This window comes from Kribbella sp. NPDC004138 (assembly GCF_053603655.1).
The window spans coordinates 166,890-190,849 of sequence record NZ_JBSGFZ010000002.1 but is presented as its reverse complement, the minus strand read 5'-3'; the positions used below and the strand labels follow the sequence as shown (position 1 = coordinate 190,849).

Annotated in this window: 22 protein-coding genes; 13 read left to right on the top strand and 9 right to left on the bottom strand. The window is 68.5% G+C overall.

The genetic code is table 11. The annotated features are described in order from the left end of the window. Positions 1 to 132: 132 nt before the first annotated feature. Entirely contained in the window at positions 133 to 2,580 is a 2,448-nt protein-coding gene (locus ACWEOO_RS02995; protein WP_452141519.1) for a molybdopterin oxidoreductase family protein, read from the top strand. Continuing rightward, on the top strand, positions 2,577 to 3,068 hold the full coding sequence (locus ACWEOO_RS02990) for a hypothetical protein (RefSeq protein ID WP_452141518.1): 492 nt from the start codon (positions 2,577 to 2,579) through the stop codon (positions 3,066 to 3,068). The genes ACWEOO_RS02995 and ACWEOO_RS02990 overlap by 4 nt, the downstream gene beginning before the upstream one ends. On the opposite strand, the gene ACWEOO_RS02985 is transcribed toward ACWEOO_RS02990, so the two are convergent. After that, positions 3,058 to 3,573: a hypothetical protein gene (locus tag ACWEOO_RS02985; protein ID WP_452141517.1), complete on the bottom strand. Its 516-nt coding sequence runs from the start codon at positions 3,571 to 3,573 to the stop codon at positions 3,058 to 3,060. The two genes, ACWEOO_RS02990 and ACWEOO_RS02985, sit on opposite strands and share 11 nt — an antisense overlap. Positions 3,574 to 3,629: 56 nt before the next feature. After that, positions 3,630 to 3,986 carry a winged helix-turn-helix transcriptional regulator gene (locus ACWEOO_RS02980; protein WP_452141516.1) on the bottom strand — a complete coding sequence of 119 codons (357 nt, stop codon included), beginning with the start codon at positions 3,984 to 3,986 and terminating at the stop codon, positions 3,630 to 3,632. 79 nt (positions 3,987 to 4,065) lie between these two features. Between ACWEOO_RS02980 and ACWEOO_RS02975 the strand changes: the two genes are divergently transcribed. After that, complete coding sequence (locus tag ACWEOO_RS02975) at positions 4,066 to 4,770, top strand: SDR family oxidoreductase (protein WP_452141515.1); 705 nt, start codon at positions 4,066 to 4,068, stop codon at positions 4,768 to 4,770. Between the two features lie 57 nt (positions 4,771 to 4,827). Here the strand turns inward: ACWEOO_RS02975 and ACWEOO_RS02970 are convergent, their stop codons facing one another. The 4 genes from ACWEOO_RS02970 to ACWEOO_RS02955 all read right to left on the bottom strand — a co-directional run bounded on the left by ACWEOO_RS02970 (position 4,828) and on the right by ACWEOO_RS02955 (position 10,055). After that, entirely contained in the window at positions 4,828 to 5,787 is a 960-nt protein-coding gene (locus ACWEOO_RS02970; protein WP_359938850.1) for a hypothetical protein, read from the bottom strand. 128 nt (positions 5,788 to 5,915) lie between these two features. Next, the gene (locus ACWEOO_RS02965) at positions 5,916 to 6,752 is read right to left on the bottom strand and encodes a glycosyl hydrolase (protein ID WP_452141514.1); all 837 of its coding nucleotides are present in this window, start codon (positions 6,750 to 6,752) and stop codon (positions 5,916 to 5,918) included. Beyond that, the gene (locus ACWEOO_RS02960) at positions 6,749 to 8,284 is read right to left on the bottom strand and encodes a hypothetical protein (RefSeq protein ID WP_452141513.1); all 1,536 of its coding nucleotides are present in this window, start codon (positions 8,282 to 8,284) and stop codon (positions 6,749 to 6,751) included. The genes ACWEOO_RS02965 and ACWEOO_RS02960 overlap by 4 nt, the downstream gene beginning before the upstream one ends. Positions 8,285 to 8,519: 235 nt before the next feature. After that, on the bottom strand, positions 8,520 to 10,055 hold the full coding sequence (locus tag ACWEOO_RS02955; protein WP_452141512.1) for an FAD-dependent oxidoreductase: 1,536 nt from the start codon (positions 10,053 to 10,055) through the stop codon (positions 8,520 to 8,522). Positions 10,056 to 10,112: 57 nt separating this feature from the next. Here ACWEOO_RS02955 and ACWEOO_RS02950 point away from each other — a divergent pair, with 57 nt between their 5' ends. Together ACWEOO_RS02950 and ACWEOO_RS02945 are read left to right on the top strand one after the other, a co-directional pair. After that, positions 10,113 to 10,853: a helix-turn-helix transcriptional regulator gene (locus ACWEOO_RS02950; RefSeq protein WP_452141511.1), complete on the top strand. Its 741-nt coding sequence runs from the start codon at positions 10,113 to 10,115 to the stop codon at positions 10,851 to 10,853. A gap of 86 nt (positions 10,854 to 10,939) precedes the next feature. After that, positions 10,940 to 11,062 (top strand): hypothetical protein, encoded by a 123-nt coding sequence (locus tag ACWEOO_RS02945; RefSeq protein ID WP_359938864.1) that lies wholly within the window; start codon positions 10,940 to 10,942, stop codon positions 11,060 to 11,062. A 10-nt stretch (positions 11,063 to 11,072) separates the two neighbouring features. Here the strand turns inward: ACWEOO_RS02945 and ACWEOO_RS02940 are convergent, their stop codons facing one another. The 3 genes from ACWEOO_RS02940 to ACWEOO_RS02930 are packed head-to-tail and all read right to left on the bottom strand — an operon-like array spanning position 11,073 to position 15,175. Further along, a complete protein-coding gene (locus tag ACWEOO_RS02940) occupies positions 11,073 to 13,103 on the bottom strand; it encodes a glycoside hydrolase family 36 protein (protein WP_452141510.1) in 2,031 nt (676 codons plus the stop codon). 6 nt (positions 13,104 to 13,109) lie between these two features. Beyond that, positions 13,110 to 13,859, bottom strand: a complete 750-nt coding sequence (locus ACWEOO_RS02935; RefSeq protein ID WP_452141509.1) for a FadR/GntR family transcriptional regulator — start codon at positions 13,857 to 13,859, stop codon at positions 13,110 to 13,112. Beyond that, entirely contained in the window at positions 13,856 to 15,175 is a 1,320-nt protein-coding gene (locus tag ACWEOO_RS02930) for an L-fuconate dehydratase (RefSeq protein ID WP_452141508.1), read from the bottom strand. Before ACWEOO_RS02930 ends, ACWEOO_RS02935 begins: the two co-directional genes overlap by 4 nt. Before the next feature lie 247 nt (positions 15,176 to 15,422). Here ACWEOO_RS02930 and ACWEOO_RS02925 point away from each other — a divergent pair, with 247 nt between their 5' ends. The 8 genes from ACWEOO_RS02925 (at position 15,423) to ACWEOO_RS02890 (ending at position 23,949) form a co-directional block, all read left to right on the top strand. After that, complete coding sequence (locus ACWEOO_RS02925) at positions 15,423 to 16,415, top strand: ABC transporter permease (RefSeq protein ID WP_452141507.1); 993 nt, start codon at positions 15,423 to 15,425, stop codon at positions 16,413 to 16,415. Next, the gene (locus tag ACWEOO_RS02920) at positions 16,412 to 17,362 is read left to right on the top strand and encodes a carbohydrate ABC transporter permease (protein WP_452141506.1); all 951 of its coding nucleotides are present in this window, start codon (positions 16,412 to 16,414) and stop codon (positions 17,360 to 17,362) included. Before ACWEOO_RS02925 ends, ACWEOO_RS02920 begins: the two co-directional genes overlap by 4 nt. 44 nt (positions 17,363 to 17,406) lie before the next feature. Beyond that, positions 17,407 to 19,104 (top strand): ABC transporter substrate-binding protein, encoded by a 1,698-nt coding sequence (locus ACWEOO_RS02915; protein WP_452141505.1) that lies wholly within the window; start codon positions 17,407 to 17,409, stop codon positions 19,102 to 19,104. Positions 19,105 to 19,167: 63 nt separating this feature from the next. Beyond that, on the top strand, positions 19,168 to 20,583 hold the full coding sequence (locus tag ACWEOO_RS02910; RefSeq protein WP_452141504.1) for an alpha-L-fucosidase: 1,416 nt from the start codon (positions 19,168 to 19,170) through the stop codon (positions 20,581 to 20,583). Between the two features lie 513 nt (positions 20,584 to 21,096). Further along, on the top strand, positions 21,097 to 21,312 hold the full coding sequence (locus tag ACWEOO_RS02905) for a DUF6458 family protein (protein WP_355697509.1): 216 nt from the start codon (positions 21,097 to 21,099) through the stop codon (positions 21,310 to 21,312). A 16-nt stretch (positions 21,313 to 21,328) separates the two neighbouring features. Beyond that, the gene (locus tag ACWEOO_RS02900; protein ID WP_359938891.1) at positions 21,329 to 21,556 is read left to right on the top strand and encodes a hypothetical protein; all 228 of its coding nucleotides are present in this window, start codon (positions 21,329 to 21,331) and stop codon (positions 21,554 to 21,556) included. Between the two features lie 83 nt (positions 21,557 to 21,639). Next, positions 21,640 to 22,614 (top strand): hypothetical protein, encoded by a 975-nt coding sequence (locus tag ACWEOO_RS02895; protein ID WP_452141503.1) that lies wholly within the window; start codon positions 21,640 to 21,642, stop codon positions 22,612 to 22,614. Positions 22,615 to 22,620: 6 nt separating this feature from the next. Then, the gene (locus tag ACWEOO_RS02890) at positions 22,621 to 23,949 is read left to right on the top strand and encodes an SRPBCC family protein (RefSeq protein ID WP_452141502.1); all 1,329 of its coding nucleotides are present in this window, start codon (positions 22,621 to 22,623) and stop codon (positions 23,947 to 23,949) included. Positions 23,950 to 23,960: the final 11 nt, after the last annotated feature.

Below are 23,960 nucleotides of genomic sequence, written 5' to 3'. Positions count from 1 at the left end.
GTGTCCGTCCCGGCGAAGTGCGGCGCATGGTTGTACCGCGGCCAGGACTCCCTCCGGGTACCCGAAGAGCGCCGGGCGAATCTCGGACTCGCCCCACGGTTTGCCGCCCGTCGGGCCGGGCACCGGCCCCAGATGGGAAGGATCGACCGGATCGCGGAACCCTGGGGGACCCGGACGCCGTACGGGCCGGGGGAGGACTGGCCGCAGCGGGTCGATCTGCGCCTGGACGACGGGCTGGGCCCGGCGGACGTCGACGAGTGGGTGCAGTCGGCAACGATCCTGCACTCGAACGGCGACGGGCTGGACATCGCGGTGAAGGACGGCCGGATCGTCGGCGTCCGCGGCCGCGCCGTCGACCGCGTGAACCACGGTCGGCTGGGTCCGAAGGACCTCTTCGGCTACCAGGCCAACAATGCACCCGATCGACTGAGGACGCCGTTGATCCGGCGCGACGGACAGCTCGTGGGGACCGACTGGGACACCGCGATGACCGCGGTCGCCGGGCGCACGAAGGAGTTGCTCGCCGAGCGCGGCCCGAGTTCGATCGGCTTCTACACCACGGGCCAGCTGTTCCTGGAGGAGTACTACACCCTCGCGCTGATCGGCCACGGCGGCATCGGCACGAACCACTTGGACGGCAACACCAGGCTGTGTACGGCGACCGCGGCGGCCGCGCTGAAGGAGTCGTTCGCGTGCGACGGTCAGCCCGGCTCGTACACCGATGTCGATCACGCCGACGTCATCGCGCTCTACGGGCACAACATGGCCGAGACCCAGACGGTGTTGTGGACCCGGATCCTCGACCGGCTCGCCGGCCCGAACCCGCCGCGGGTGCTCTGTGTGGACCCGCGCCGTACGCCGGTGGCCGCCGCCGCGACGATCCACCTGGCGCCGCGACCCGGGACGAACGTGGCGCTGATGAACGCGCTCCTGCACGAGATCATCGCCAACGACTGGATCGACCGTGAGTACGTCGACCGGCACACCGTCGGGTACGACGAGCTCGAGAAGCAGGTCGCGGACTGCGACCCGGAGTGGGCCGCCGCGATCTGCGACGTCGCGCCCGGCGACATCCGGGACGCGGCACGCCTGCTCGGGACGGCGGAGCGGCTGCTGTCGACCGTGCTGCAAGGGTTCTACCAGTCCCACCAGGCGACCACGGCCGCCGTCCAGGTCAACAACGTGAACCTGATCCGCGGGATGCTCGGCCGCCCGGGCTGCGGGATCCTGCAGATGAACGGGCAGCCGACGGCCGAGAACACCAGGGAGTGCGGCGCGGACGGCGACCTGCCGGGCTTCCGGAACTGGGCGAACGACAAACAGGTGGCCGACCTGGCGAAAGTCTGGAACGTCGAGCCGCAGCAGATCCCGCACTACTCCGAGCCGACGCATCTGATGCAGATGCTGCGGTACGTCGAGGACGGCTCGATCCGGTTCCTCTACGTCAGCGGGACGAATCCCGCGGTGTCGTTGCCCGAGCTGCGCCGGATCCGCGACATTCTCACCCAGGAACGCCTCTTCCTAGTCGTCCAGGACATCTTCCTGTCCGAGACCGCGCAGCTGGCCGACGTGGTGTTGCCGGCCGCGACCTGGGGCGAGAAGACGGGGACGTTCACGAACGCCGACCGGACGGTGCACCTGTCGGAGCAGGCGGTGGAGCCGCCGGGGACGGCGCGTGCCGACCTCGACATCTTCATCGACTACGCGCGGCGGCTCGAGCTGAAGGACAAGGACGGGCAGCCGCTGGTGAAGTGGTCGGACGCCGAGGGCGCGTTCGAGGCGTGGAAGGCGTGCAGCGCGGGACGTCCGTGCGACTACAGCGGGCTGAGCTACGCGAAGCTGCGGGGCGGGAGCGGGATCCAGTGGCCGTGCAACGACGAGCATCCGGACGGGACCGAGCGCATCTACGTGGACGGCGAGTTCTGGAGCTCCCCGTCGTACTGCGAAAGCTACGGCAAGGACCTGCTGACGGGCGCGCCGCTGGATCCGGTCGAGTACAAGGCGATGAACCCGTCCGGGAAGGCCGTGTTGAAGGCCGCGGAGTACCTGCCTGCGCACGAGCCGACGACGCCGGAGTACCCGTACCTGCTGACCACCGGACGGACGCTGTACCACTTCCACACCCGGACCAAGACGGGACGGGTTCGGCAGCTGCAGGACGCGGCGCCGGACGTCTGGGTCGAGCTGTCGGCGTACGACGCCGATCTGCACGGCTGGAGTGAGGGCGATCTGCTGCGGATCTCCACGCCGCGGGGGCGGGTGGAGGCGAAGCTGCGGATCAGCGGTATCCGGCAGGGGACGTTGTTCCTGCCGTTCCACTACGGGTACTGGGACGCGGCGCAGGGACAGTCCGGGCGGGCGGCGAACGAGCTGACGGTCACCGACTGGGATCCGTGCTCGAAGCAACCGTTGTTCAAATGCGCGGCGGCCCGGGCCGAACGGATCGCCGTCGGTGACACACCGGCCCCGGCGCCGACCACGACGGCGTCCAAGCCGGTCGGCGGCCGGGTGCCGCCGACCCGCGGCGGTGACGACGCTGCGGTGGTGGAGCACCTGGCCGCGGAGGAAGGCAGCCGATGACGAACAAGGTAGGCCTGGCGCTTCGCGAGCTGCATCGTGCCGAGAACGATCTGGCGGCGGAGCTGCTGCGCGCCTCCAGCCGGCACAAGGCGGACCACGACATCTTCTACCTCGGCCGGGACCTCGCCCGCTGGTCCCAGGACCACGTCCGCGCGCTGGCGAAACACGGGGAGAACTACGGCGTCGGGCTGGACGCGGAGCCGCACGAGGAGGCCGGTCTGCTGGCGGCCGCACGCCACCTGGGCGCGGAGTTCCTCGGCGGGCAGCACGACGCGGCGCTCCTGCTGCTGAGGGATCTGCGCGAGATCCACCGCCAGGCCGCCGGCGTCTCGCTCGATTGGGAGATCCTCGCCCAGACCGCCCAGGCGCTCAAGGACGACGAGCTCCTGGAACTGGCCAAGACCTGCCATCCGCAGACCCTGCGTCAGCTGCGCTGGGCGAACGCCTCGCTGAAGGCGAACGCCGCGCAGATCATGGTCACTCCGTAGGCTGCTGTTCGAGCAGGTGCAGGACCGGTACGCCGAGGTGGCGGCGGGCCTGGGCCGACCAGTCGACGTGCAGGAGTTCGGCGATGACGTGCGGGCGGGTGAGGACGACGACCTCCTGCCCGTGCACGCGCGGAATGTAGTCGATGAGCTCGTCGACCGGGTGCCGATGCGTGATCAGGCCGTCCGCCTCCCGGTCGAAGGAGCGCAGCCGCCCGACGCTGCGCTCGAGTGCCGCGGCCGCCTCGGCGTCGACCGCTCGCTGCGCGTCGTCCGCCGCCCTCCGCACGTCCTCGTCCGGCCGGAACGCGTACCGCTGACTGGGCATCCCGAACAGGTCCGACCCGGCGAGCCCGGTCAGTGACGCCTCGACCTGCGCTCTCGCGTTCTCACACGGAACCAGCACGTGGAACTGCACCGCGTCCGCTCTACCGGCGTACAGCTCCACCAGTTCCTTGGCATCGGCCACACTGATCTCTTCCTCGACCAGCACCAACACGTCGTACATCGCAATCACCTCGCCCACCCGGTACCCACTCGTGCTGCGCTCGTGTCAGTGTGCCGTCATGAGCCGTGCCGGGCGCGGGCGGCCTCGATGTCGGGGACGTGTTGCTCGGCCCAGAGCCGTACGGCGCGGAGCGGGACGAGGAGGGACCGCCCCAGCGGAGTCAGCTCGTACTGGACGTGCGGCGGGTTCTCGTCGAACTCGTCCCGGCTGATCAGCCCATCGGCCTCGAGCGAGCGCAGCGTCTCGGTCAGGACCTTCGGGGTGATGCCCTGGATATGGGCCTTCAGTTCGGTGAAGCGGCGCGGTCCGTCGGCGAGGGCGTTCACGACGAACACGGTCCACCGGGCGCCGATCCGGTGCAGCACGGTGCGGCTCGGGCAGGTCGCCGCCATCACGTTGTACGCCTTGCCCATGTGGGACTCCAGTTCCGTTGAAGATACCGGTATCAAATCCATACCGTTGCACCCGATCCTACGAGAGGGAGTGACGAACATGGAGCGGATCCTGGTGATCGGCGGCGCCCGCGCGCTCGGGGCGGCGGTCGCGCGGCGGGCGGCGAAGGACGGGTACGAGGTCGTGGTCGGGGCGCGCGACCTGGCGGCGGCGGGGGTGGTCGCGGACGAGATCGGCGGGACCGCTGTACGAATCGACCTGCAGGACGAGGCGTCGATCGCGGCGGCGGCCGACGGGCTCGCGGACGGGGTCGACCACATCGTGACCACCGGTTCGGCGCCGCACGACGTCCGCGCGGCCGAGCTGGATCACGCCAAGCTGGTCGAGGCGGTCACCGCGAAGGTGATCGGGCCGATGCTGGTCGCCAAGCACTTCGCGCCGGTGCTGCGGCCCGCCGGGTCGATCGTGCTGTTCTCCGGCGTCGTCGCGTGGCGGCCGGGGCCGGGCTCGCTGGTCAAGGGCGTGACGAACGGCGCGGTCGAGTACCTCGCCCGCCACCTCGCCGCGGACCTCGCCCCGGTGCGGGTCAACGCGATCTCGCCCGGCGTGATCGACTCCGGCGCCTGGGACCGGCTCGCCGACGCGAAAGCCGGCCTCCTCGGCAAGAGCGCGGCCGGGACCCTCGTCGGCCGGCACGGCGAGATCGACGACGTGGCCGACGTGGTGATGTGGCTGCTCCGCGCCGGCTTCGTCTCCGGCGAGACGATCCACCTCGAAGGCGGCGCGCGGCACAAGTCCGCCTGACCGGCAAAAGGGGCGCCGCGCGGTTGCGCGGCGCCCCTTTTCGGGTGTTTCGAGAGATTACTCGCCGACCAGCTGGTCGTAGTGCGTGGTGAGCAGGACGTGGCTGACGCCGTTGAAGACGCCCGGGATCTTGCCGTAGGACGTGAGCGCGGTCGCGGAGCCGTTGGCCTTGCTCATCGCGTACAGGTAGCCGGACTGGGTGTCGTGGTCCACGCCGGTGACGAGCGAGCCGCCGCGGGTGCCGCAGCCCTCGACGACGATCGACTCGTACGCCGCGAAGCCGCTGGAGCGGATCAGCTTCATGACCGGCTTGGCGCCCGCCGCGACCGGGATGTGCGCGGTCCACAGCGCGCCGGCCGTGGTCGTCATCAGCAGCGTGTCGTACGTCGCGGTCTCGCTGAGCACGGTCATCGCCTTGAAGCCGCGGAAGCCCGGGATCGGGCCGAGGCCCCGGAAGCTGGTGCCGACCATCTGGTACCGGTACAGGCTGCCGTTGGTGTTCAGGCCGTACAGGTACGCGTGCCGCGGCGCGGCGACGCTGTAGTTCGACGTGGCGATGGACTTGAACGTGGTCCAGCCCGGTCCGACCTTCTTGAACGTGGGCACCCACGGCTTGGTCTCATCCGCCGGCAGGTACGTCGTGTGCCGGTACAGGTTCCCGCCCTGCAACAGCAGGCCGTAGAAGTAGAACTGCGTGCCCGTGGAGTTGAACGCCGCGTACCACGTCGCGTCGGCGCGGCTACCCACGTACTTGAACGAGTCCCAGGAGAAGGACGTCGGCGGCTTGCCGGCCGTCACGTCGATCTCCTGCATGGTGCCCGCGGCGGTGGGCACGCCGACCGAGGTGCCGCACGCCTCGCTGGTGGCCGAGGACGACATGGTCTTGGCCAGACCGGACTTGCTGAAGAAGCGCGGCTTCGGGTCAGCCTGACCGGTGGCGGCGGCCGGAGCAGAGGCGGCGGCCGAGGCGATCAGCCCGGCGCCGGCCAGTGCGAGCGCAAGGCGCTGCAGTTTCATGGAATCTTGCCCTTCGGGAATGTCTCGAACAACTCGAGCTCGCGCTGAAAAGGCCCAGCTCGCCTGGCCGGGGGCCGGCGAGCTGGGCAGCAATCACCACATCGTTGCCGAAGAGGTCGGTGTTACAGCTACGGCGCAGTAATCGACGTCACTGTCGATCCGGACACGTACGTCGGCCACACACCGACCGTCACCGTGACCTGACCGTTGCCGTTCGGCGTCACCGTGGTGCTCGAGCCGTACAGGCTGGTGACCTGGATCGGCCCCGTCGCGTTGACGGTCACCGTGGTGTTCGAGCCGCTCGCGGCCCAGATCGCGCGGAACGGCGTACCGTCGTTGGCCGCGTACACCTGGTCGATCAACCCGTTGCCCGGGTTCTCCTTGCCGAGGAACGTCGCGCCGCGGAGCTGGCGTGCCGCGGTGGCGTAGGCGACGTACGACGGCTTGGGGGTGTACTTGCCGAGCGCGTCGCTCTCGTGGTGCACCATCCCGTAGTTGTTCTGCTCGTTGGCCGGGTCGATGCCGTCGTTCTTGAAGTCGTACGCGTAGTACCGGTCGATGGCGTGGCCGGGGACGTCGAGCATCTCGCGGGCCAGGTACATGGCCTGTGTGGGTTCGCTGACCGGTGCCAGGCCGCCGGAGGTGTACCAGCCGGCCTCGGTGATCCAGATCGGCTTGTCCACGCCGCCGTTGTACTGCCGGATCGTGGCCCGGATCTGGTCGAGTTTCGCGCCGAGGCTCTCTGGGGCGCCCAGGAAGTTGTACGGGTGGATGGAGACCACGTCGAGGTACTCGAGCCCGCCGAGCTGGCAGAACATCTGGAACCAGGCCTGCTGGTTCACGTCGTTGTCGCCGCCGCCGACCACGGTGAGACCTGGGTGGTTCGCCTTCAGCTTCGTGTAAGTGGCCTTGAGCAACGCGAGGTAGCTGTCCGGCGTGTAGTTCGACGGCCCGGCCGCGTTCATGTCCGCAGGTACGTGGTGACCTTCGCCGGGAAGGAGTAGCTGCCAGGCGTCCTCTCGGCGTCGGTCCAGCTGGCCTCGTCACGGCCGCCGCGGGCACCGGCCTGGGTCATCAGCGGTACGAGGTCGGGGCTCCAGCTGAAGTTGAAATGCGCGCCTGCTCCTTGGAGCGTGGGCGATGTGGTCGTCGCGACGGCGTCGACGTTGAGTGCGGCCGTCGTACCGCCGCCGCTGATCAGGGCCTTGTCGAGCGTCAGGGTGATCGCCTTCGCCGGCCCGTGCCAGACGCCGTCGTCGGCGCCGCCGAAGTGCAGGTACGCCGTGCCGCCGTCGAACCGGGTCACGGTGAGCTGCTGCCACCCGGTCGACGCGGACAGGGCGAGGCGCTGCTGATGGACCTGGCCGGTCGCGTCGGTGAGGCGGAGCCCGATCGCCGAGACCTGGCTGGTCTTGACCCACAGGCTGAGCGACTGCAGGTCGATCGGTACGAACGTGCGCTGGAGAGCGACGTAGTTCCCGCCGCCGGAGAAGTCGGCGGACAACTTGGCGGACTGAGCGCCCGACTGCGGACCGGCGGTGTCGTACGTGAGGCTGCCGGTGGCACCCGGGAACTCAGTGCCGGGGTAGAACGACCAGCCTTCGGCCGCGCTCTCGTAGTTGCCGAGCGGCGTGGTCGGCTTCGCCGCCGGCGCGTTGAGAGTGACGTCGTCGAGGGTGACGCTGCCGCTCGTCGCGCCCGGGATCGCGCTCTTGTCGAGCACCACCTCGACGGCCTTGGCCGGGCCGTGCCAGACGCCGTCGTCGGCGCCGCCGAAATGCACGTACTGCTTGCCGCCGTCGAACCGGGTGACGGCGACCGGCTGCCAGGCAGTTGCGCCCGGCAATGTCAGGCGCTGCTGGTGGACCTGACCGGTCGAGTCGGTCAGGCGGAAGGTGAGGAAGCTCAGGTTCGGCGACTTGGCCCAGAAACTGACGCTGGTGGCGTTCACCGAGGGAAGCGGACGGCTGACGCTGACGTACGCGCCGCCGGCGCTGAAGTCGGCGGACAGCTTCCCGGAAGCCGTGCCCGAGTGGTTGTCCGCGGTGCTCAGAGCGAAGCTGCCGGTGGCGCCGGGGAATTCGCTGCCGGGGTAGAAGGTCCAGCCCTCGGCAGCGTTCTCGAAGTCGCCGATCCGGTTGGTCGTGAGGCCGGCGACCGCCGACGTACTGAGGGGACTGAGGATCGCGAATGTGGTCTTCGCGCTCGTCGTCCCCGCCTGGACGGTCAGCTGGTACCAGCCGCGGGTGGTGACGGACACCTGCAGCGTGGTGGCCGCGGCCTGGCTGCCGGTCGCGACGACGGTGCCGTTCACGTCGGCGGCCGACCAGGTGACCGACGAGGCGTCGGTGGCGAGACCGATCTTCACCGGCTGACCGTCGGTGAAGACGTTGCCGAGGGTGATGGGGGTGAGGGTGAGTACGGCGGCGTGCGCGGGGGTGATGCTGCCGAAACAGAGAAGGAGGACTCCGAGGACGATGGCGAGGGTGCCTTTCATGCCGGCTCCTTGAGGTTGCGAAACCGCTTTCGCACACCTTGCTGCGGCACCGAGCGGGTGTCAACGGTTCAGGATCACCCGAGGCGGACCTTCCACCCAGCTCTGCGCCCACCGGTCCGCGAACTCGAGGTCAGTCGGCGCACCGGCGGGCAGGCCGGCCGTCTCGGCCGCGGGCTCTGGTGCGGAGCACGCCGAAGCTCCGCGACGACCTCGGCTGACCCCGAACGCAGGCCCGTCAGACGTCTGCATGCGTCCCCCAGCTGGTCACCTGGCCGCGTTCGGCGATCCGGGTCAGCAGCTTGCGTACGTCGATCCGCTGTACGTCGGTGCGGTCGCGTAGCGCCTGTACGGCGGCGACCGCGGCGGACTCGGCGAGGACGCAGAAGACGGGCTCCATGCGCGTCGCGGCGTACGCGATGTGCGTCGCGGACAGGCAGACCGGGACCAGCAGGTTCCCGCAGTCGGCCTGTCGCGGGGTGATCGCGCGGTACGGGACCGGGTACGGGCGGCCGGTGCCGAGGTGGCCGCCGATGAACATGTCGCCCTCGGTGGCGACACCCCACTGCCCGGTCTCCGGGTCGCCCTGTGCGATACGCCGTACCGGATAGACGTCCACGCCGAACAGAGCGAGCCCGATGCTGTCTTCGGGGGCGGTCCGGTTGACCACGTCGGCGTGGGTGAGGGTGTAGATACCGTCGAGTCGTCGGGCCACCCGCACGTACAGCTGCGGCGGCCAGCCGTCGCTGTCGGGGAAGATGCTCTTGTCGAGCCCGTACGCGGCTGTCTCCTTTCGGAAGGCCTCGGGGACGGAGGGATCGGTCGAGAGGAAGTGGTGCAGCCCGCGCAGGTAGTCGATGTGCCGGCGCCAGATCCGGGACCGCGTGTCCCAGTCGCCGTCCTGGTACTCGCGGCTGACACCGAGCGGGGCGTTCGTGACGAGCGACGCGCGCTGGTAGTTGTACTCGCCCGAGTTGAGCCAGCCCGGGAAGATCCCGCGCAGCGCCTCCAGATCGTCCCCGAGGTGCTCGACATAGCGCCGTACGAGCTCGTAGTCGGCGGCGGAGTAGTCGGCGGGCGGGGTGATCTCGGCGCGGCGGGCCGGGTCGGTGGTGACGTAGAAGCGGAAGTTGTACGCCTGGGTGTAGTCGTCGCCGGCGCCGACCGGCAGGCCGTGATCCTGGTCGAGGAGCGGCAACAGCTCACCGTCGACGTACGGGTCGATCGCGGTCCAGTTCGTGACCGGGCGGACGCCCGCGAAGTCCTCGTGGAAGTCGTCCTGGGGCTCGCGGCCGGTCCGGTACGGGACGCCGGCACGCGCCATCAGGTCGCCTTCGTACGACGCGTCGACGAAGATCGACGCGCGGATCTCGAGGTCCGGGACCGACTCGCCGGCCGGCAGCGGGACGCCCCACGGGTCCGGCTGGGACGTCTCCAGCTGGATGGCGGTGATCCGGTTGCCATCACGCTCGGCCGAGCGGACTCGGTGCTCGAAGACGACGGTGATGTCCGCCGAGTCGATCCAGTCGTGGAAGGCGCGCAGTACGTCGCGCGGGTTGTCGCCGAAGCCGAAGACCGCGTCACGCGTCAGCCCGCCGACGGCCGCCGGGATCGGGCAGTCCTGGCGCGGCTTGATCCCGGCGCTCAGCATGCCGCCGAGCCGGCGGCCCGGCTCGATCAGGACCACCGAGGCGCCCTCGTCGTACGCCGTCATCGCGGCGACGCAGCCCGCGGGCGTTCCTCCGTACACACAGATGTCGGCTGTCATCGTCATGGCATGTACTGTCGCGCGTCGCTCAGACGCCTGAAAATGGCGGGATCGAGCGTCTCCATGTACTTTTTTGCCGTGCTGGTCCTGGACGGTCACCTGCTCGCGGCGCAGCGCGAGGAGTTCAGCCTGACCTTCGACACGTACCGCACCTGGTGCCTGCTGCTGCCGCGGACCGGGGCCTTCGCCTTCGAGATCACCGGCCGTCCTGCGGGGGAGGCGAGATTCGGCGACATCGTCGTCTGCCCGCCCGGAGCGACGCTGCGGCGCCGGATGCTGCGGCCCACGTCGTTCTTCCACGCCCGCTTCGAGACCGACCTGGAGCCGCCGGCCGGCCGGACCCGCGTGCCGGATCTCGACCGGCTCCGCGCGGACCTCGCGATGCTGGAGCAGGCCGACGCCCCCGCGGAGGTCGTCGCCGCGCACGTCGTCACCGACCTCGTCCTGATGACGCGACGCGCCCGGCGCGACGGTCTCGACGACGCGCTCGTCGGCCGCGCCACGACGTACCTCCTCGACAACTTCACCTCGCCGGACCTGTCGCTCGCCGACCTGGCGGCGATCCTGGAGATCAGCCCGGCGCAGCTCTCCCGCCGGTTCAAGGCTGTGCTCGGCGTCACACCGGTCGCGTTCCTGCGGGACCGCCGGCTCCAGAAGGCACGCGAACTCCTCGTGGAGACCGACGACACCCTGCAGACGATCGCCGAGCGCTGCGGCTACCGCAGCGCCTTCTACCTCAGCCGCGTCTTCAGCCATCACACCGGACACTCTCCGTCGGCGTACCGCTACTCCAGCCGATTCTGAAACGCTCAGGTCTCGTTGCCCGATACAACAGGCGGGGAGGAGACCGGATGTGTGAATGCTGCAGGCGCCTGCGCGCCCTGCTCCGAATGATCGAACGCACCGCCGCGCCGTTCGGCGCGGTGGGCGACGACGCGGCTTTGGACGCCTGGTTCGGCTCCCGCTCACCCCTTTTCGGGCCCGACCGTGCCGCGGCGGACCTCCCGGAGTAGTGGACCGGCGTCAGGTGATGGTGGTCAGGCGCAGGACGCGGGCGGAGGGCTCGGGGGTCTGCGTGGTGACGGTGAGTACGTCGTCGGCCGCCCAGGTGTAGGTCCAGTCGGTGTCGTCGGTGGGGAAGTGGGGGGTGATCGTGGCGCGGCGGAGGGGGAGGTTGATCGTGGCCGGGCCCGGGCCGCGGTGCCACAGCGTCAGGTACGTCGTGGTCGGACCGGTGAGGGACAAGGCGATCCACTCGTCGGTCCAGTTCGGAAGGCCGAGCGGCCAGGACGGCTCCAGGGTGTCGAGATCCTTGAGGATGTCCCGGTGGGCCGCGAGAGCGGACCGGATCAGGTCGAGCTCGGTCGGCGTCATCCGGTTGAGGTGGCCGGACAGGTACAGACGGCCCGGGACGCCGTTGACGAGCGCGAACGTGAACTGTTCGCGGGTGGTTCCGGTGATCGGGTAGGCCCAGTGCCCGGCCTGTTCGGGGAGTACGGCGGCCGGCGCGGCCGCGGTGATCGGTGCGTAGAGCAACGGATCTTCCTGGTCCGAGGTCGACTGCAGGTGCAGGCGGGACAGCATCGCGTAGTCCATCCGCATCGCACCCGAGGCGCAGTTCTCGATCAGCAGGTCCGGATGACGCGTGTGGAGTCCGTCGAGCCAGTCCAGCAACGCCCGCTGGTGTTCGAGCAGTCCGTGGCCGAGCGACGTGCCGCCCTTGTCGGTTCCGGGGCCGGTCATGGTGTTGTTGTCGAACTTGAAGAAGCCGACGCCGAACTCCGCGACCAGCCGGTCGACGGTGTCGTCGAGGTGCTTGCGGGCGGCCGGGCTGCGCAGGTCGAGCAGGTAGCGCCCCGACTCGGCGACCCGGACGCCGCGGCGGCTGAGGAAGGCGTCATCGGGCAGCTCGTCGGCGATCGGGGACCTGACACCGATGACCTCGGGCTCGAGCCACAGACCCGGCACCATGCCGCGCGTGTGGATCCGGTCGATCACTTCGGCGAGCCCGTTCGGGAACCGGGACGCCGAGGGCTGCCAGGCGCCGACGGTGTTCCACCAGTCGCCCTCGGCGTACCAGCCGGCGTCGACGCAGAAATAGTCCGCGCCGGCCTCGGCGGCCGCGTCGATCAGCGGCAGCAGCTTCTCGGTGGTCGGATCACCGAGCAGGGTGTTCATGTAGTCGTTGAAGATCACCGGCATCCGGTCGTCGGCCGGGCGCCGCCGGCGGACGGCGCGCCGCTGCCGGGTGAGCGCGGCGAACGTGGTGTCGCGATCCGTGCCGGCCACGAGTGAGACCGGTGCGGACGTGAACGGCGTGTCCTCGGTGAGCTGCACGCTCCACTGGTGTTCCTGATCCGTCGGGCCGCTCAGCAGCAGGTAGCCGCCGTTCTGGCTCTCGCCGATCTCGTAGTGCCACGGCCCGTTGTGCTCGATCTGCCAGCCGAGCGCGTACGGCGTACCGCGGTCGACGAGCACGCCGATCGGCAGCCGCTCGCCGGTGGACCACGACCCGAGATTTGTCACCGCGTGCCGTGTCCTGGCGACGTGACGATGCCCGTCGCTGACGATGTTGGCCAGCGCGCCGAGCCGCAGCGTCTCGGCCGACCACCTGCTCTCGGCCATCCAGCTGTTGGCCGCGGAGTACAACTCGGCGTCGACCGACGCGAGACCGACCGCCAGCGAGGACAGGAACGTCAGCTCGAGCGATCCGGGCCCGGTCAGCGATGCCTCCGACCAGGCACGGACGCCGGCGCCCGCCTCGAACACGCTCGTGACGCGTAACGCGCCGTCTTCTTGGACGATGCGCAACGTGTCGCCGCTGTCCTCGTGGCGCACGTATCGAAGCCGCTGACCGAGCACCGTCTCGACGTGCCGGTTACTGCTCGGCGATCGCCCGGACCCGACAGCCGCGACTTCGACCAGCGTCTGACTCGTCTCCGCCACCGGATCGTCGGGGCGGGCCGCGTCGCGGACGGCGACCAGCCGCACCGGCCCGTCGTCGAGGGCGAAGGTCAGGCTCAGCTCAGGAGTACTCCAGCGCAACAGGTTCACACGGTCTCATTCCGTAGTCGGGCTCACGACGTCTCTCTCGAGGAGGTAGTCCTCGACCGTGAACAGATGGGCGGACATCCGGGTGCGGGCCCGGTCGGCATCGTGGGCGGTGAGTGCGGCGAGGATCGAGAGGTGTTCGCGGTGGGCGGTCTCGTCGGCGCCGGGCTGTGAGATCGATCGGCGTAGCCGGTCCCGCATCGTGCGTCCGCCCAACGCGTCGATCAGCGCGGCCAGCACCGGGTTGCCGGACGCGCCGGCGATGATGCGGTGGAACGCGATGTCGTTCTCGATGACCGTCTCGTGGTCGGGCTCGTCGAGCGCCAGCTCCGCCTCGTTGTTGCTGAGCAGTTCGGCCGCGGCTTCGAGCTCCGCACCGCTGACCCGCTGCGCCGCCAGCGCGGCGGCTTCGGTCTCGAGGACGCGACGTACCGAGTGCAGGTGGGTCGTTCCACTGCCGTCCTGCAGGTCGACCACGAAGCCCATCGGCGCCAGCAGCATCGACGGGTCGAGCTTGGTGACGTAGGTTCCGTCGCCCTGCCGCGTCTCCAGAACGCCCATCATGGACAGCGCCCGGACCCCTTCGCGGAGAGGGTTCCTGGACACTCCGAGCGCGGCCGCCAGGTCCTTCTCGATCGGGAGCCGGTCGCCGGGCCGGAGCCGCCGGTCGATGATCATCTGCCGGATGCCCTGGACGACGACGTCGGTCTGCGAGACGCCCGGCGTACGGGGGTGCTCGGCCAGCTTGCCCGGCGTCACGGCAGTGGATCCGTATCCGTGCGCGACGTCCAGTAGGCGCCGTCCGGGAACCGGTACGTCTCGACTGACTCCTTGTGCATCTCGGCACTGTAACCGGGCGCCACCGGGAGCATGTACGAGCCGTTTCGCACCACGCACGGCTCGACGAAATGCTCGTGCAGATGGTCCACGTACTCGGTGACGCGACCGTCGAGGCTGCCCGACACGGCGACGTAGTCGAAGATCGCGAGGTGCTGGACGAGCTCGCACAGACCGACGCCGCCGGCATGCGGGCAGACCGGCACGTCGAAGCAGGCCGCGAGAAGGTAGACCGCGAGGACCTCGTTCACGCTGCCGAGGCGGGCCGCGTCGAGCTGGCAGTAGTCGATCGCGCCGGCCTGGAACAGCTGCTTGAACAGCACCCGGTTCATGCCGTGCTCGCCGGTCGCGACGCCGATGGGCGCGACGGCCTTGCGGATCGCGGCGTGACCGAGGATGTCGTCGGGGCTGGTCGGTTCCTCGATCCACAGCGGGTCGAACCCGGCCAGCGCCTGCACCCACTCGATCGCCTCGGGGACGTCCCACACCTGGTTCGCGTCGATCATCAGGTGACCGTCCGGCCCGAGCACCTCACGGGCGATCCCGCAGCGCCGGATGTCGTCGGCCAGGCTCGCGCCGACCTTGAGCTTCACATATTTGTAGCCAGAGGCAACGGCTTCCTCGCAGAGCCTGCGCAGCTTGGCGTCGGAGTACCCGAGCCAGCCGGCCGACGTCGTGTAGCACGGGTAGCCGGTGGCCTCGAGCTCGGCGATCCGTTGCTTACGGCCCTCTTCCTTGCCCGCCAGCAGAGCGACCGCCTGGGCCGGTGTCAGGACGTCGGACAGGTACCGGAGGTCGGCGGCCGCCACGAGTTCTTCGGGGGACATCTCGGACAGCAGCCGCCACAGCGGTACGCCGGCCCGGCGCGCGGCGAGATCCCAGACCGCGTTCATCACCGCGGCGAGCGCGAGGTGGATGACGCCCTTGTCCGGGCCGAGCCAGCGCAACTGGCTGTCCGACTGCAACTCGCGATAGATCCCGCCGAGGTCGGCGCAGAGCCCGTCGACGCTCCGCCCGGTCAGCGCTGCCGCGCGTTGTTCGGCCGCGGCCACGCAGAGGTCGTTGCCGCGCCCGATCGTGAACGTGAACCCGTACCCGGACAGCGCCGGGTCGTCGGTGTGCACAACGACGTACGCCGCCGAGTAGTCGCCGTCCTTGTTCATCGCGTCCGACCCGTCCTGGGTCAGCGACGTCGGGAAGCGGACATCGACAACCTCTACCGAGGTGATGCGCGGCATGGCGGCCCTCACTGTCAGAGATAGGTGGGATCTTTCGCGATCTCAATTGGCGTTCAGTATGGACCATTGCCGTACACGGCGCTACGATCCCGGCAATTCATAGGATCAATGTTCGTCTTCGCGACGGAGGACTGTGCATGGGCGACCTGGTGAGCTCGAACCGGTCCGGCCCCCGGCCGCTCAGGTTTATCGATCATCCTGCCGGATCCGAGGCCGTCCCGACTGCCGGCGCGGACGAGGAGGTTGCATGGCAACGCTGACAAGCATCCGGCCGCCGGCCGGCGAGACACCCTCCCGGCCGAGGAAACGACGGCACCGGGAGCGCGCCGGCATCCAAGGCCTTCGGCGCAGCATCCGGCGGCACTGGACGCTGTACCTGCTGATGGTCGTCCCGCTGATCTGGTTCGCCGTCTTCAAGTACATCCCGATGTCGAACGCGGTGCTGGCGTTCAAGAGTTTCAACGTGGTCAAGGGCATCTGGGGGAGCCCGTGGGTCGGTTGGCAGAACTTCGAGCTGTTCTTCCACAATCCGGTGTTCTGGAACCTGGTGAAGAACACCTTCCTGCTCTCGGTCTACACGGTCGCGGCGAGCTTCCCGATCGCGATCATCCTGGCGCTGGCGCTGAACGAGATCCGGACCGGCCTGTTCAAGCGGACCGTCCAGCTGGTCACGTACGCGCCGTACTTCATCTCCACCGTGGTGGTCGTGTCGATGACGATCCTGGTGCTGTCCCCGCGGCTCGGCATCGTCAACGAGGGGCTCGGGTTCTTCGGCGTACCGTCGGTCGACTTCCTCGGGAACCCGGACTACTTCCGGCACATCTACGTCTGGTCCGACGTCTGGCAGACCACCGGGTACTCCGCGGTCATCTACCTGGCCGCGCTGGCCGGTATCGACCCGGCGCTGCACGAGTCGGCCAGGATCGACGGCGCCAGCCGGCTGCAGCGGATCCGGCACGTCGACCTGCCCGGCATCATGCCGACCGCGGTGATCATCCTGGTGCTTGCCGTCGGCAACATCATGGCGATCGGGTTCGAGAAGGCCTTCTTGTTGCAGAACCCGCTCAACCTGAGCGAGTCCGAGATCATCGCCACCTACGTCTACAAGACCGGCCTGCTGAACGCGGACTTCAGTTCGGCGACCGCCATCGGGCTGTTCAACTCGGTGATCAACCTGGTGCTCCTGCTCGGGGTGAACGCGGTGGCCAAGCGGATCACCGGGAACGGATTGTGGTCATGAGCGTCCAAGCCGAAGCGAGAACCGTGCCGGGCAAGCGGGCCGAACGCCGTGCGGCGCGGGCCCGCCGGATCCGGGAGTCGCGGACCGACCGGATGTTCCTGTTCTGCGTGTACCTGCTGCTGCTCGTCTTCCTGGCGGTGGTGCTGCTGCCGCTGTTGTACATCGTGGCGAGCTCGTTCAGCAGCCCGGAGGCGGTGTCGTCGGGCCGGGTGCTGTTCTGGCCCGTCGAGTTCTCGCTTCGTGGGTACCACGCCGTCTTCGAGAACCCGCAGATCGTGCAGGGGTACGTGAACTCGCTGTTCTACACCGTCGTCGGCACGATCGTCAGTGTCACGATGACGGTCGCGATCGCCTATCCGATGTCCCGCCGGACGCTCGTCGGCCGGAACGTCGTGATGACGGTGATCCTGTTCACGATGCTGTTCACCGGCGGGCTGATCCCGACGTACCTGGTGGTGCAGTCGGCCGGCCTGCTGGACACCCGCTGGGCGCTGATCATCCCGCAGGCGATCGGCGTGTGGCAGGTGATCATCGCCCGCACCTACTTCCGGACGGCGATCCCGGACGAGCTGGCCGAGGCGGCGCAGCTGGACGGCTGCGGCGACCTGCGGTTCCTGTGGTCGGTGGTGATACCGCTGGCCAAGCCGATGATCGCGGTGGTCGCGCTGATGTACGCGATCATGCAGTGGAACTCGTACTTCGACGCGCTGATCTACCTCAAGAACCCGGATCTGTTCCCGCTGCAGCTGGTGCTGCGCAACATCCTGATCCTGAACACGACCGGCGGCGGCGCCGTCGACGCCTCGGTCGTCATCCAGCGTCAGCAACTGGCGGACCTGCTCAAGTACTCGCTGATCGTGGTCGCGAGCCTGCCGGTGCTGCTGATCTATCCGTTCGTCGCCCGCTACTTCACCAAGGGAATCATGATCGGCGCCGTGAAGGGCTGATCCCCAGCGTCGCTCTGCCTTGTCCCGACCCCTGTGAGGAAATCATGTCTGTCAAGCTCAATCGGCGGAGGCGTGCCGCGATCGCCGGCATCAGCCTCCTCACCCTCGCCCTCGCGGCCTGTACCGGAGGAAGCTCGAACGATGCCGTCAGCAGCGACAAACCACTGCCGACGATCACCGGCAATCCCGACGTCACGCTGAACGTCTTCTCGCAGCAGTCGGCCGACTCGAACCTCGCCACGAGCGACTTCACCAAGCTGATCAAGCAGAAGTTCAACCTCACCATCAAGTGGCAGACCACGACGTGGGATGGTGGACCGGCCAAGGAGAAGCGGCAGATCTCGCTGGCCAGCGGTGACTACCCCGATCTGTACCTGCTGATCCCGTGGGTCGACCAGTTCACCACGGCGGAGCTGCAGAAGCTGTCCAAGCAGGGTGTCGTCGTACCGCTGAACCAGCTGATCGACCAGTACGCACCGAACATCAAGAAGGCGCTGGACTCCACGCCGGAGTGGAAGGCGATGGCAACCGCGCCGGACGGCAAGATCTACGGGATGCCGCAGTGGGTCGACTGCTTCCACTGTTCGTACCCGGACAAGCTGTGGATGAACTCGGCGTGGCTGAAGGAGCTCGGCCTCGAGCAGCCGAAGACCACCGAGGACCTGCGCAAGGTGCTCCAGGCGTTCAAGACCGGCGACCCCAACGGCAACGGCAAGGCCGACGAGATCCCGCTCAGCGCGAACGTCCGCGACAATCTCATCCCGTACCTGATGAACGCCTTCATCTACGACCCGCAAGGGCAGAACAACAGCGGCGGAAACAACACCACGCTGGTTCTCAACAACGGCAAGGTTGACATCCAGGCGAACAAGGACGGCTGGCGCGAGGGCCTGCGGTACATCAACTCGCTCTACAAGGAAGGCCTGATCGACAAGGGCGCCTTCACCCAGAACCCGGACGCGATGTCGCAGCAGGGCAACCACGCCGGCACGGTCGTCCTCGGCGCGGGCACCGTCATGCACCCGGGCATCTTCGTCAACACCGGTTCGGCGGACGGACGGGACAAGGAGTACGACGCAGTTCCGCCGCTGACCGGTCCGGAAGGCAAGAACTACGCCGGCTACGTCTTCCCGAGCATTCCCGGCGCCACGTTCGTCTTGACCTCGAAGGCCACACCGGAGAAGCAGATCCAGGCGATCAAGATGCTCGATTACATCTTCACCGACGAGGGCCAGATCAACGGTCAGTTCGGCTCGGAGGGCAAGGCCTGGACCAAGCCCGGTCCCGGTGACGTGGCGCTCGAGAAGTCGCTGAAGCCGAGCTTCAAGCAGATCCCGCTCAAGCCGGGTTCCAAGCCGCGGAACTCTGGGTGGGGCCCGCTCGCGCAGTACAACAACACCGCGCAGTTCCGGAACTCCGAGGTCATCGACACCGACATCCACACGCAGGCGGGGTACGAGCGCAAGCTGTTCGAGGCCACCAAGCTGTACGCCGGTCACGAGGACAAGGCGCAGATCTACCCGTTCTGGCGGGTGTGGATCGACCCGACGCTGAGCAACGAGGTCGCGACGCTGCAGACCAACCTCGAGAACTACATCCAGCAGAACACGCTCCAGTTCGTGACCGGCTCGAAGAACATCGAGAGCGACTGGGACAGCTATATCAAGGGCCTCGAGGGTCTCGGCCTCAAGCGCTACCTGGAGATCCAGCAGACCGCGTACGACAAGGTCCCCAACAAGTAGCACCTCCGCGGACCGGCCGGAGCACCGTCCGGCCGGTCCCCACACCTCGACGAGGAGCACTCTGTGTCGTTCGACGCAACCTTCGAGTCCCTGACCGCCTTCGAATGCCCCGACTGGTTCCGCGACGCGAAACTCGGCATCTGGTCGCACTGGGGGCCGCAGTCGGTGCCTCGGTACGGCGACTGGTACGCGCGGCACATGTACCGCGAGGGCAGCGACCAGTACCGCTACCACCTACGGACGTACGGCCACCCGTCGCGGTTCGGGTACAAGGACGTCGTCAAGCTGTGGAAGGCGGAGCGCTTCGACCCGGACGAGCTGATGGAGCGCTTCGCGGCCGCCGGCGCCCGGTACTTCGTGGCGCAGGCCGTGCACCACGACAACTTCTTCAACTACGAGTCGGCCGTCAACCCGTGGAACTCGGCGAAGGTCGGGCCGGGCAAGGACATCGTGGGGCTGTGGAAGGACGCCGCGGACCGGCGCGGGCTGCCGTTCGGGCTCACCGAGCACCTCGGCGCGGCGTTCAGCTGGTTCGCCGCGGCGAAGGGTCACGACAGGCACGGGCCGTACGCCGGGGTGCCGTACGACGGCGGCGATCCGGCGTACCGGGAGTTGTACCTCGACAACGGCGCCTACCTGACCGGGCCGGAGGTCGTGGTGCAGGAGCCGTGGTACGCAGGAGAACCGGCGTGGCACCAGCACTGGCTCGACGCGGTCAGCGAGATGATCGACAAGTACCAGCCGGACCTGCTGTACACCGACGGGCCGCTGCCGTTCGGCGAGCTGGACTACACACCTGGTCTCCGCGCGGTCGCTCATCTCTACAACACCAACCCGCGGGCCGTGTACCAGCAGAAGGACCGGAGCCCGGAGGTCAGCGCCGTCGGGATCATGGACATCGAGCGCAGCCAGACACCGGAGATCCATCCCGCGCCCTGGCAGACCGACACCTCGGTCGGTGACTGGTTCTACAACGTCCGCGATGTCTACAAGACCGCCGGACACGTGATCGAGATGCTGGTCGACATCGTGTCGAAGAACGGCAACCTGCTGCTCAACATCCCGCAGTTGCCCGACGGCACGATCGACGCCGAGTGCTCGCGGCTGCTCGACGACCTCGGCGCCTGGACCCGGCTCTGCGGCGAAGGTATCTACGGCACCCGGCCGTACCGGGTGTTCGGCGAAGGGCCTTCGACGGTGGTCATCAAGGGCTTCACCGAGGACCGCGTGCCCTGGACGAGCTCGGACTTCCGCTTCACCCGCCGCGACAACACGCTGTACGCCTTCCAGATGGCCTGGCCGGCCGACGGGCGCGCGGTCGTCCGGAGCCTCGCCGACCACGAGACCGTGACCGGGGTCCGCCTCCTCGGCCACGGCCCGGTCCCCTTCGAGCAGGCGTACGGCGTACTCGTCGTCCGCCTCCCCGACGTCGCCCCGTCAGAGGTCGCGAACTGCCTGGCCGTCGATCTCGCAACCTGAGCCAGGTCCGCCGCGGATGTGCGGCCCGACGAAGCCCCCGGTGCGGCCGGGGGCTTCTTTCTTTGTTGCGCCGATTCCGCGCGGAAACGGGCGCGGAATTTCACCGTGCCCGAATTCCGGCGTGCTCGTGGTGCCGGCAGCAGGTGAGCTCTTCGATGAGCTCTCCCGCGTCCGACACCGCGAACGGGTCGGCGTGTGTGGCGGGCCGCGTACACCCCGGTCGCACGCAGTACGCCACCACGTCGGCAACACACTCGCCGTGCCGCGACCAGGGAAAACGCATCGTGTCACCCCACCGCTCGAACGAGATGCCGTCCGGTACCCAGCCCCGGGGCGGCCATGCGAGTTGCGGAAAATGAAGTGCGTATTTGAATTGGTCGTTTACTTGAACCGATGCGTAATGCAGTCGCACTGCCACGAAAAGTATGCGTGGTTGTGATCGTTTTGCAGCATTTCGCCTGGGTACCGCTTCTTTATCGAATTTCGGAACGGGGCGGTCGTAAGGAGAGATTCATGGGAATCGGAATGTCTGTGTTCTTGCTCGCGGTGGGCGGAATTCTGGCGTTCGGGGTCTCGGACCGGCTCAGCGGCGTCGACCTGACAGTCGTCGGGTACGTGCTGATGGGCGCCGGTGCGATCGGCCTCGCGGTGGTGCTGATGTTCGCCAATCAGCGGAGCCGGACGACGCACACCTCCGTCCACGAACGTCGCGACATCCACGACGTCTGACGCAACGGGAGTGACGATGCCTGAAGGACGCAAGCCGCCCGACGCCCGGGAGGTGCTGATGGACCTGTTGTTCGACAAGGTCGCGGAGGACCGCTTTCCGTCGCTGTCGATGCTGGACATGATCGAGTCGCAGCTCCGGCCCGACGAGGTGGACCTCTACGTCCGGCTGCTGATCCGCAGGATGCGCGACGAGAAGTATCCGAGTCTGCCCATCCTGCGCCGGATCGCCGCACTGACGGAGTGACGCCACTCCGCGAAGCCCAGCTGTTCGTTGCCCCCGGCCACTTCAAGAGGCCGCCGCGGGCGGTACCACTGTAGGGAGAATCCATGAACACCACCGCCAAGGTGGCGGCCGCCGTCGCGAGCGGCTACCTGCTCGGACGCACCAAGAAGCTCAAGCTGGCGATCACGGTCGGCGGGCTGCTGGCCGGTAAGCGGATCGCCACCGATCCACGCGCCATCGTGAAGCAGCTCGCGGAGGTCGTGGAACAGAATCCCGAGTTGTCGAAGCTGTCCGACCAGGTGCGCGGAAAGCTCGTCACCGCCGGCCGCGACGCCGCTGTGGCAGCGGCGAGCAACCGTCTGAACCGGGTGAGCGACTCGATCCGGGACCGCACGGACCGCATGCTGTCGCTCGGCAACGGGCAGGCCCAGGACCAGAGCGACCAGGACGAGAGCCAGGACGAGAGCGAGGACCGGGGCGGGCGCGAGGACGACGAGCGGCCGCGGCGTCGCCGTCGGCCGGGTCGCCGTCGTGAGGGCGTGCGTGCCCGGCTGCGCGGCAGCGACGAGGACTCCGCCGAATCGAGCGACGACGACAGCGGATCCGGCCGCAGGGCGGACGACAACGGATCCAGTGGCGGTGCGGACGACGACGGTTCCGGACGCGGCTCCGAACGCAGCTCCGGACGCAGCTCGGCGCGGCGCGGGTCGCGGGATCGCGGCTCGTCCGGTGACGGCTCGCGCCGTACCGCCAAGCGGACGGCTCCGCGCGCGGCGAGCAGCAACGGCTCGGGCAGTTCCGGCAGTTCGGGCAGCTCGGGCAGTTCCGGCAGTTCCGGCAGTTCGGGCACCGCGAAGAAGACCGCGGCGCGGAAGGCTCCCGCCAAGAAGACCGTCGCGAAGAAGGCGCCCGCCAAGAAGGCGACTGCGAAGCGGGCGCCCGCGAAGAAGAGCGCACCGCCGGCGAAGAAGGCTGCCGCCAAGAAGACCGCAGCGAAGAAGACGGCCGCGAAGAAGACCGCGGCCAAGAAGAGCACGAGCAGGTCGACGAGCGGTTCGTCGGCCCGGAAGCGTGGGTGACCGGTGATGGCCGAACGATCGCGCGACGAGGAACAGAACGGCTTCAAGTCGATCCTCGACGAGCTCCCGGTCGACCGGCTGAAGGGTGAGCTCCAGGAGGCACTCTCGGTCGCCGCGGAGCGCACGGCAGAAGCTGCCGGGGACAAGATCTCCAGCCTCACCGAGCGGCTGACCGACATGGCCGCCGGTGGCGGTCTCACGGGGAAGGCCCTGGCCGAGGGAGGGAAGGCGGCGGCCACCGGTGGGTCGCCCCTGCTGGGTGCGTTGAAGGGCGGAGTCATGGGAGTCAAGGACAAGGCGGTCGAGGCGCTCGGCGGTGGGGGATCAGGCGGTTCCGGCGGCCAGAACCCGTTGAAGGCGACGACGATCATCGAGTCGATCGATGTCGGCGTACCGATCGAGGTCGTGTACAACCAGTGGACCCAGTTCCAGGACTTCTCCGGCTTCATGAAGAAGGTCGAGCGCGTCGAGCAGCAGACCGACGAGAAGCTCGACTTCAAGGCCAAGATCCTGTGGTCGCACCGGACCTGGGAGGCGTCGATCCTCGAGCAGGTTCCGGAGGACAAGATCGTCTGGCGCTCGAAGGGCGCGAAGGGCCACGTCGACGGCAGCGTCACGTTCCACGAGCTCGCGCCGAACCTGACCCGGGTGATCGTCGTCCTGGAGTACTACCCGCAAGGCCTGTTCGAGCGGGTCGGCAACATCTGGCGCGCGCAGGGCCGCCGGGCACGGGTCGAGCTGAAGCACTTCCAGCGGCACGTGATGACCGACGTGATCCTGCACCCCGACGAGGTCGAGGGCTGGCGCGGCGAGATCCACGAGGGCCGCGCGCAGGAACCCAGCGAGGACGAGGACGACGCCGAGCAGTACGACGAGGACGAAGAGCCGGCCGACGAGTACGACGAGGACGAGTACGAGGGCGAGGACGAAGAGCCCGAGGACGAGTACGACGAGGACGAGGAACCGGCCGACGAGGGCGAGGACGAAGAGCCAGCCGACGAGTACGACGAGGACGAGGGCGAGGACGAAGAGCCCGAGGACGAGTACGACGAGGACGAAGAGCCCGAGGACGAGTACGACGAGGACGAAGAGCCGGCCGACGAGGACGAGGACGAAGAGCCCGCCGACGAGTACGACGAGGACGAGTACGAGGACGAGGGCGAGGACGAAGAGCCCGAGGACGAGTACGACGAGGACGAAGAGCCGGCCGACGAGTACGACGAGGACGAGTACGAGGACGAGGGCGACGAGGAAGCGCCCGAGGACGAGTACGCCGACGAGTACGACGAGGACGAGGAAGAACCCGAGAAGCGGCCTCGCCGCCGGGCGAGCTGATCGGGCCGATC

Bases quoted from the DNA above. Each gene is read 5' to 3' on its own strand.
- ACWEOO_RS02960 (WP_452141513.1), bottom strand. From the start codon at position 8,284: ATGAAAGGCACCCTCGCCATCGTCCTCGGAGTCCTCCTTCTCTGTTTC.
- ACWEOO_RS02980 (WP_452141516.1), bottom strand. From the start codon at position 3,986: ATGGGCAAGGCGTACAACGTGATGGCGGCGACCTGCCCGAGCCGCACC.
- ACWEOO_RS02950 (WP_452141511.1), top strand. From the start codon at position 10,113: ATGTACTTTTTTGCCGTGCTGGTCCTGGACGGTCACCTGCTCGCGGCG.
- ACWEOO_RS02890 (WP_452141502.1), top strand. From the start codon at position 22,621: ATGGCCGAACGATCGCGCGACGAGGAACAGAACGGCTTCAAGTCGATC.
- ACWEOO_RS02905 (WP_355697509.1), top strand. From the start codon at position 21,097: ATGGGAATCGGAATGTCTGTGTTCTTGCTCGCGGTGGGCGGAATTCTG.
- ACWEOO_RS02985 (WP_452141517.1), bottom strand. From the start codon at position 3,573: ATGTACGACGTGTTGGTGCTGGTCGAGGAAGAGATCAGTGTGGCCGAT.
- ACWEOO_RS02990 (WP_452141518.1), top strand. From the start codon at position 2,577: ATGACGAACAAGGTAGGCCTGGCGCTTCGCGAGCTGCATCGTGCCGAG.
- ACWEOO_RS02945 (WP_359938864.1), top strand. From the start codon at position 10,940: ATGATCGAACGCACCGCCGCGCCGTTCGGCGCGGTGGGCGACGACGCG.
- ACWEOO_RS02930 (WP_452141508.1), bottom strand. From the start codon at position 15,175: ATGCCGCGCATCACCTCGGTAGAGGTTGTCGATGTCCGCTTCCCGACG.
- ACWEOO_RS02995 (WP_452141519.1), top strand. From the start codon at position 133: ATGGGAAGGATCGACCGGATCGCGGAACCCTGGGGGACCCGGACGCCG.
- ACWEOO_RS02900 (WP_359938891.1), top strand. From the start codon at position 21,329: ATGCCTGAAGGACGCAAGCCGCCCGACGCCCGGGAGGTGCTGATGGAC.
- ACWEOO_RS02895 (WP_452141503.1), top strand. From the start codon at position 21,640: ATGAACACCACCGCCAAGGTGGCGGCCGCCGTCGCGAGCGGCTACCTG.
- ACWEOO_RS02920 (WP_452141506.1), top strand. From the start codon at position 16,412: ATGAGCGTCCAAGCCGAAGCGAGAACCGTGCCGGGCAAGCGGGCCGAA.
- ACWEOO_RS02955 (WP_452141512.1), bottom strand. From the start codon at position 10,055: ATGACGATGACAGCCGACATCTGTGTGTACGGAGGAACGCCCGCGGGC.
- ACWEOO_RS02965 (WP_452141514.1), bottom strand. From the start codon at position 6,752: ATGAACGCGGCCGGGCCGTCGAACTACACGCCGGACAGCTACCTCGCG.
- ACWEOO_RS02975 (WP_452141515.1), top strand. From the start codon at position 4,066: ATGGAGCGGATCCTGGTGATCGGCGGCGCCCGCGCGCTCGGGGCGGCG.
- ACWEOO_RS02915 (WP_452141505.1), top strand. From the start codon at position 17,407: ATGTCTGTCAAGCTCAATCGGCGGAGGCGTGCCGCGATCGCCGGCATC.
- ACWEOO_RS02925 (WP_452141507.1), top strand. From the start codon at position 15,423: ATGGCAACGCTGACAAGCATCCGGCCGCCGGCCGGCGAGACACCCTCC.
- ACWEOO_RS02970 (WP_359938850.1), bottom strand. From the start codon at position 5,787: ATGAAACTGCAGCGCCTTGCGCTCGCACTGGCCGGCGCCGGGCTGATC.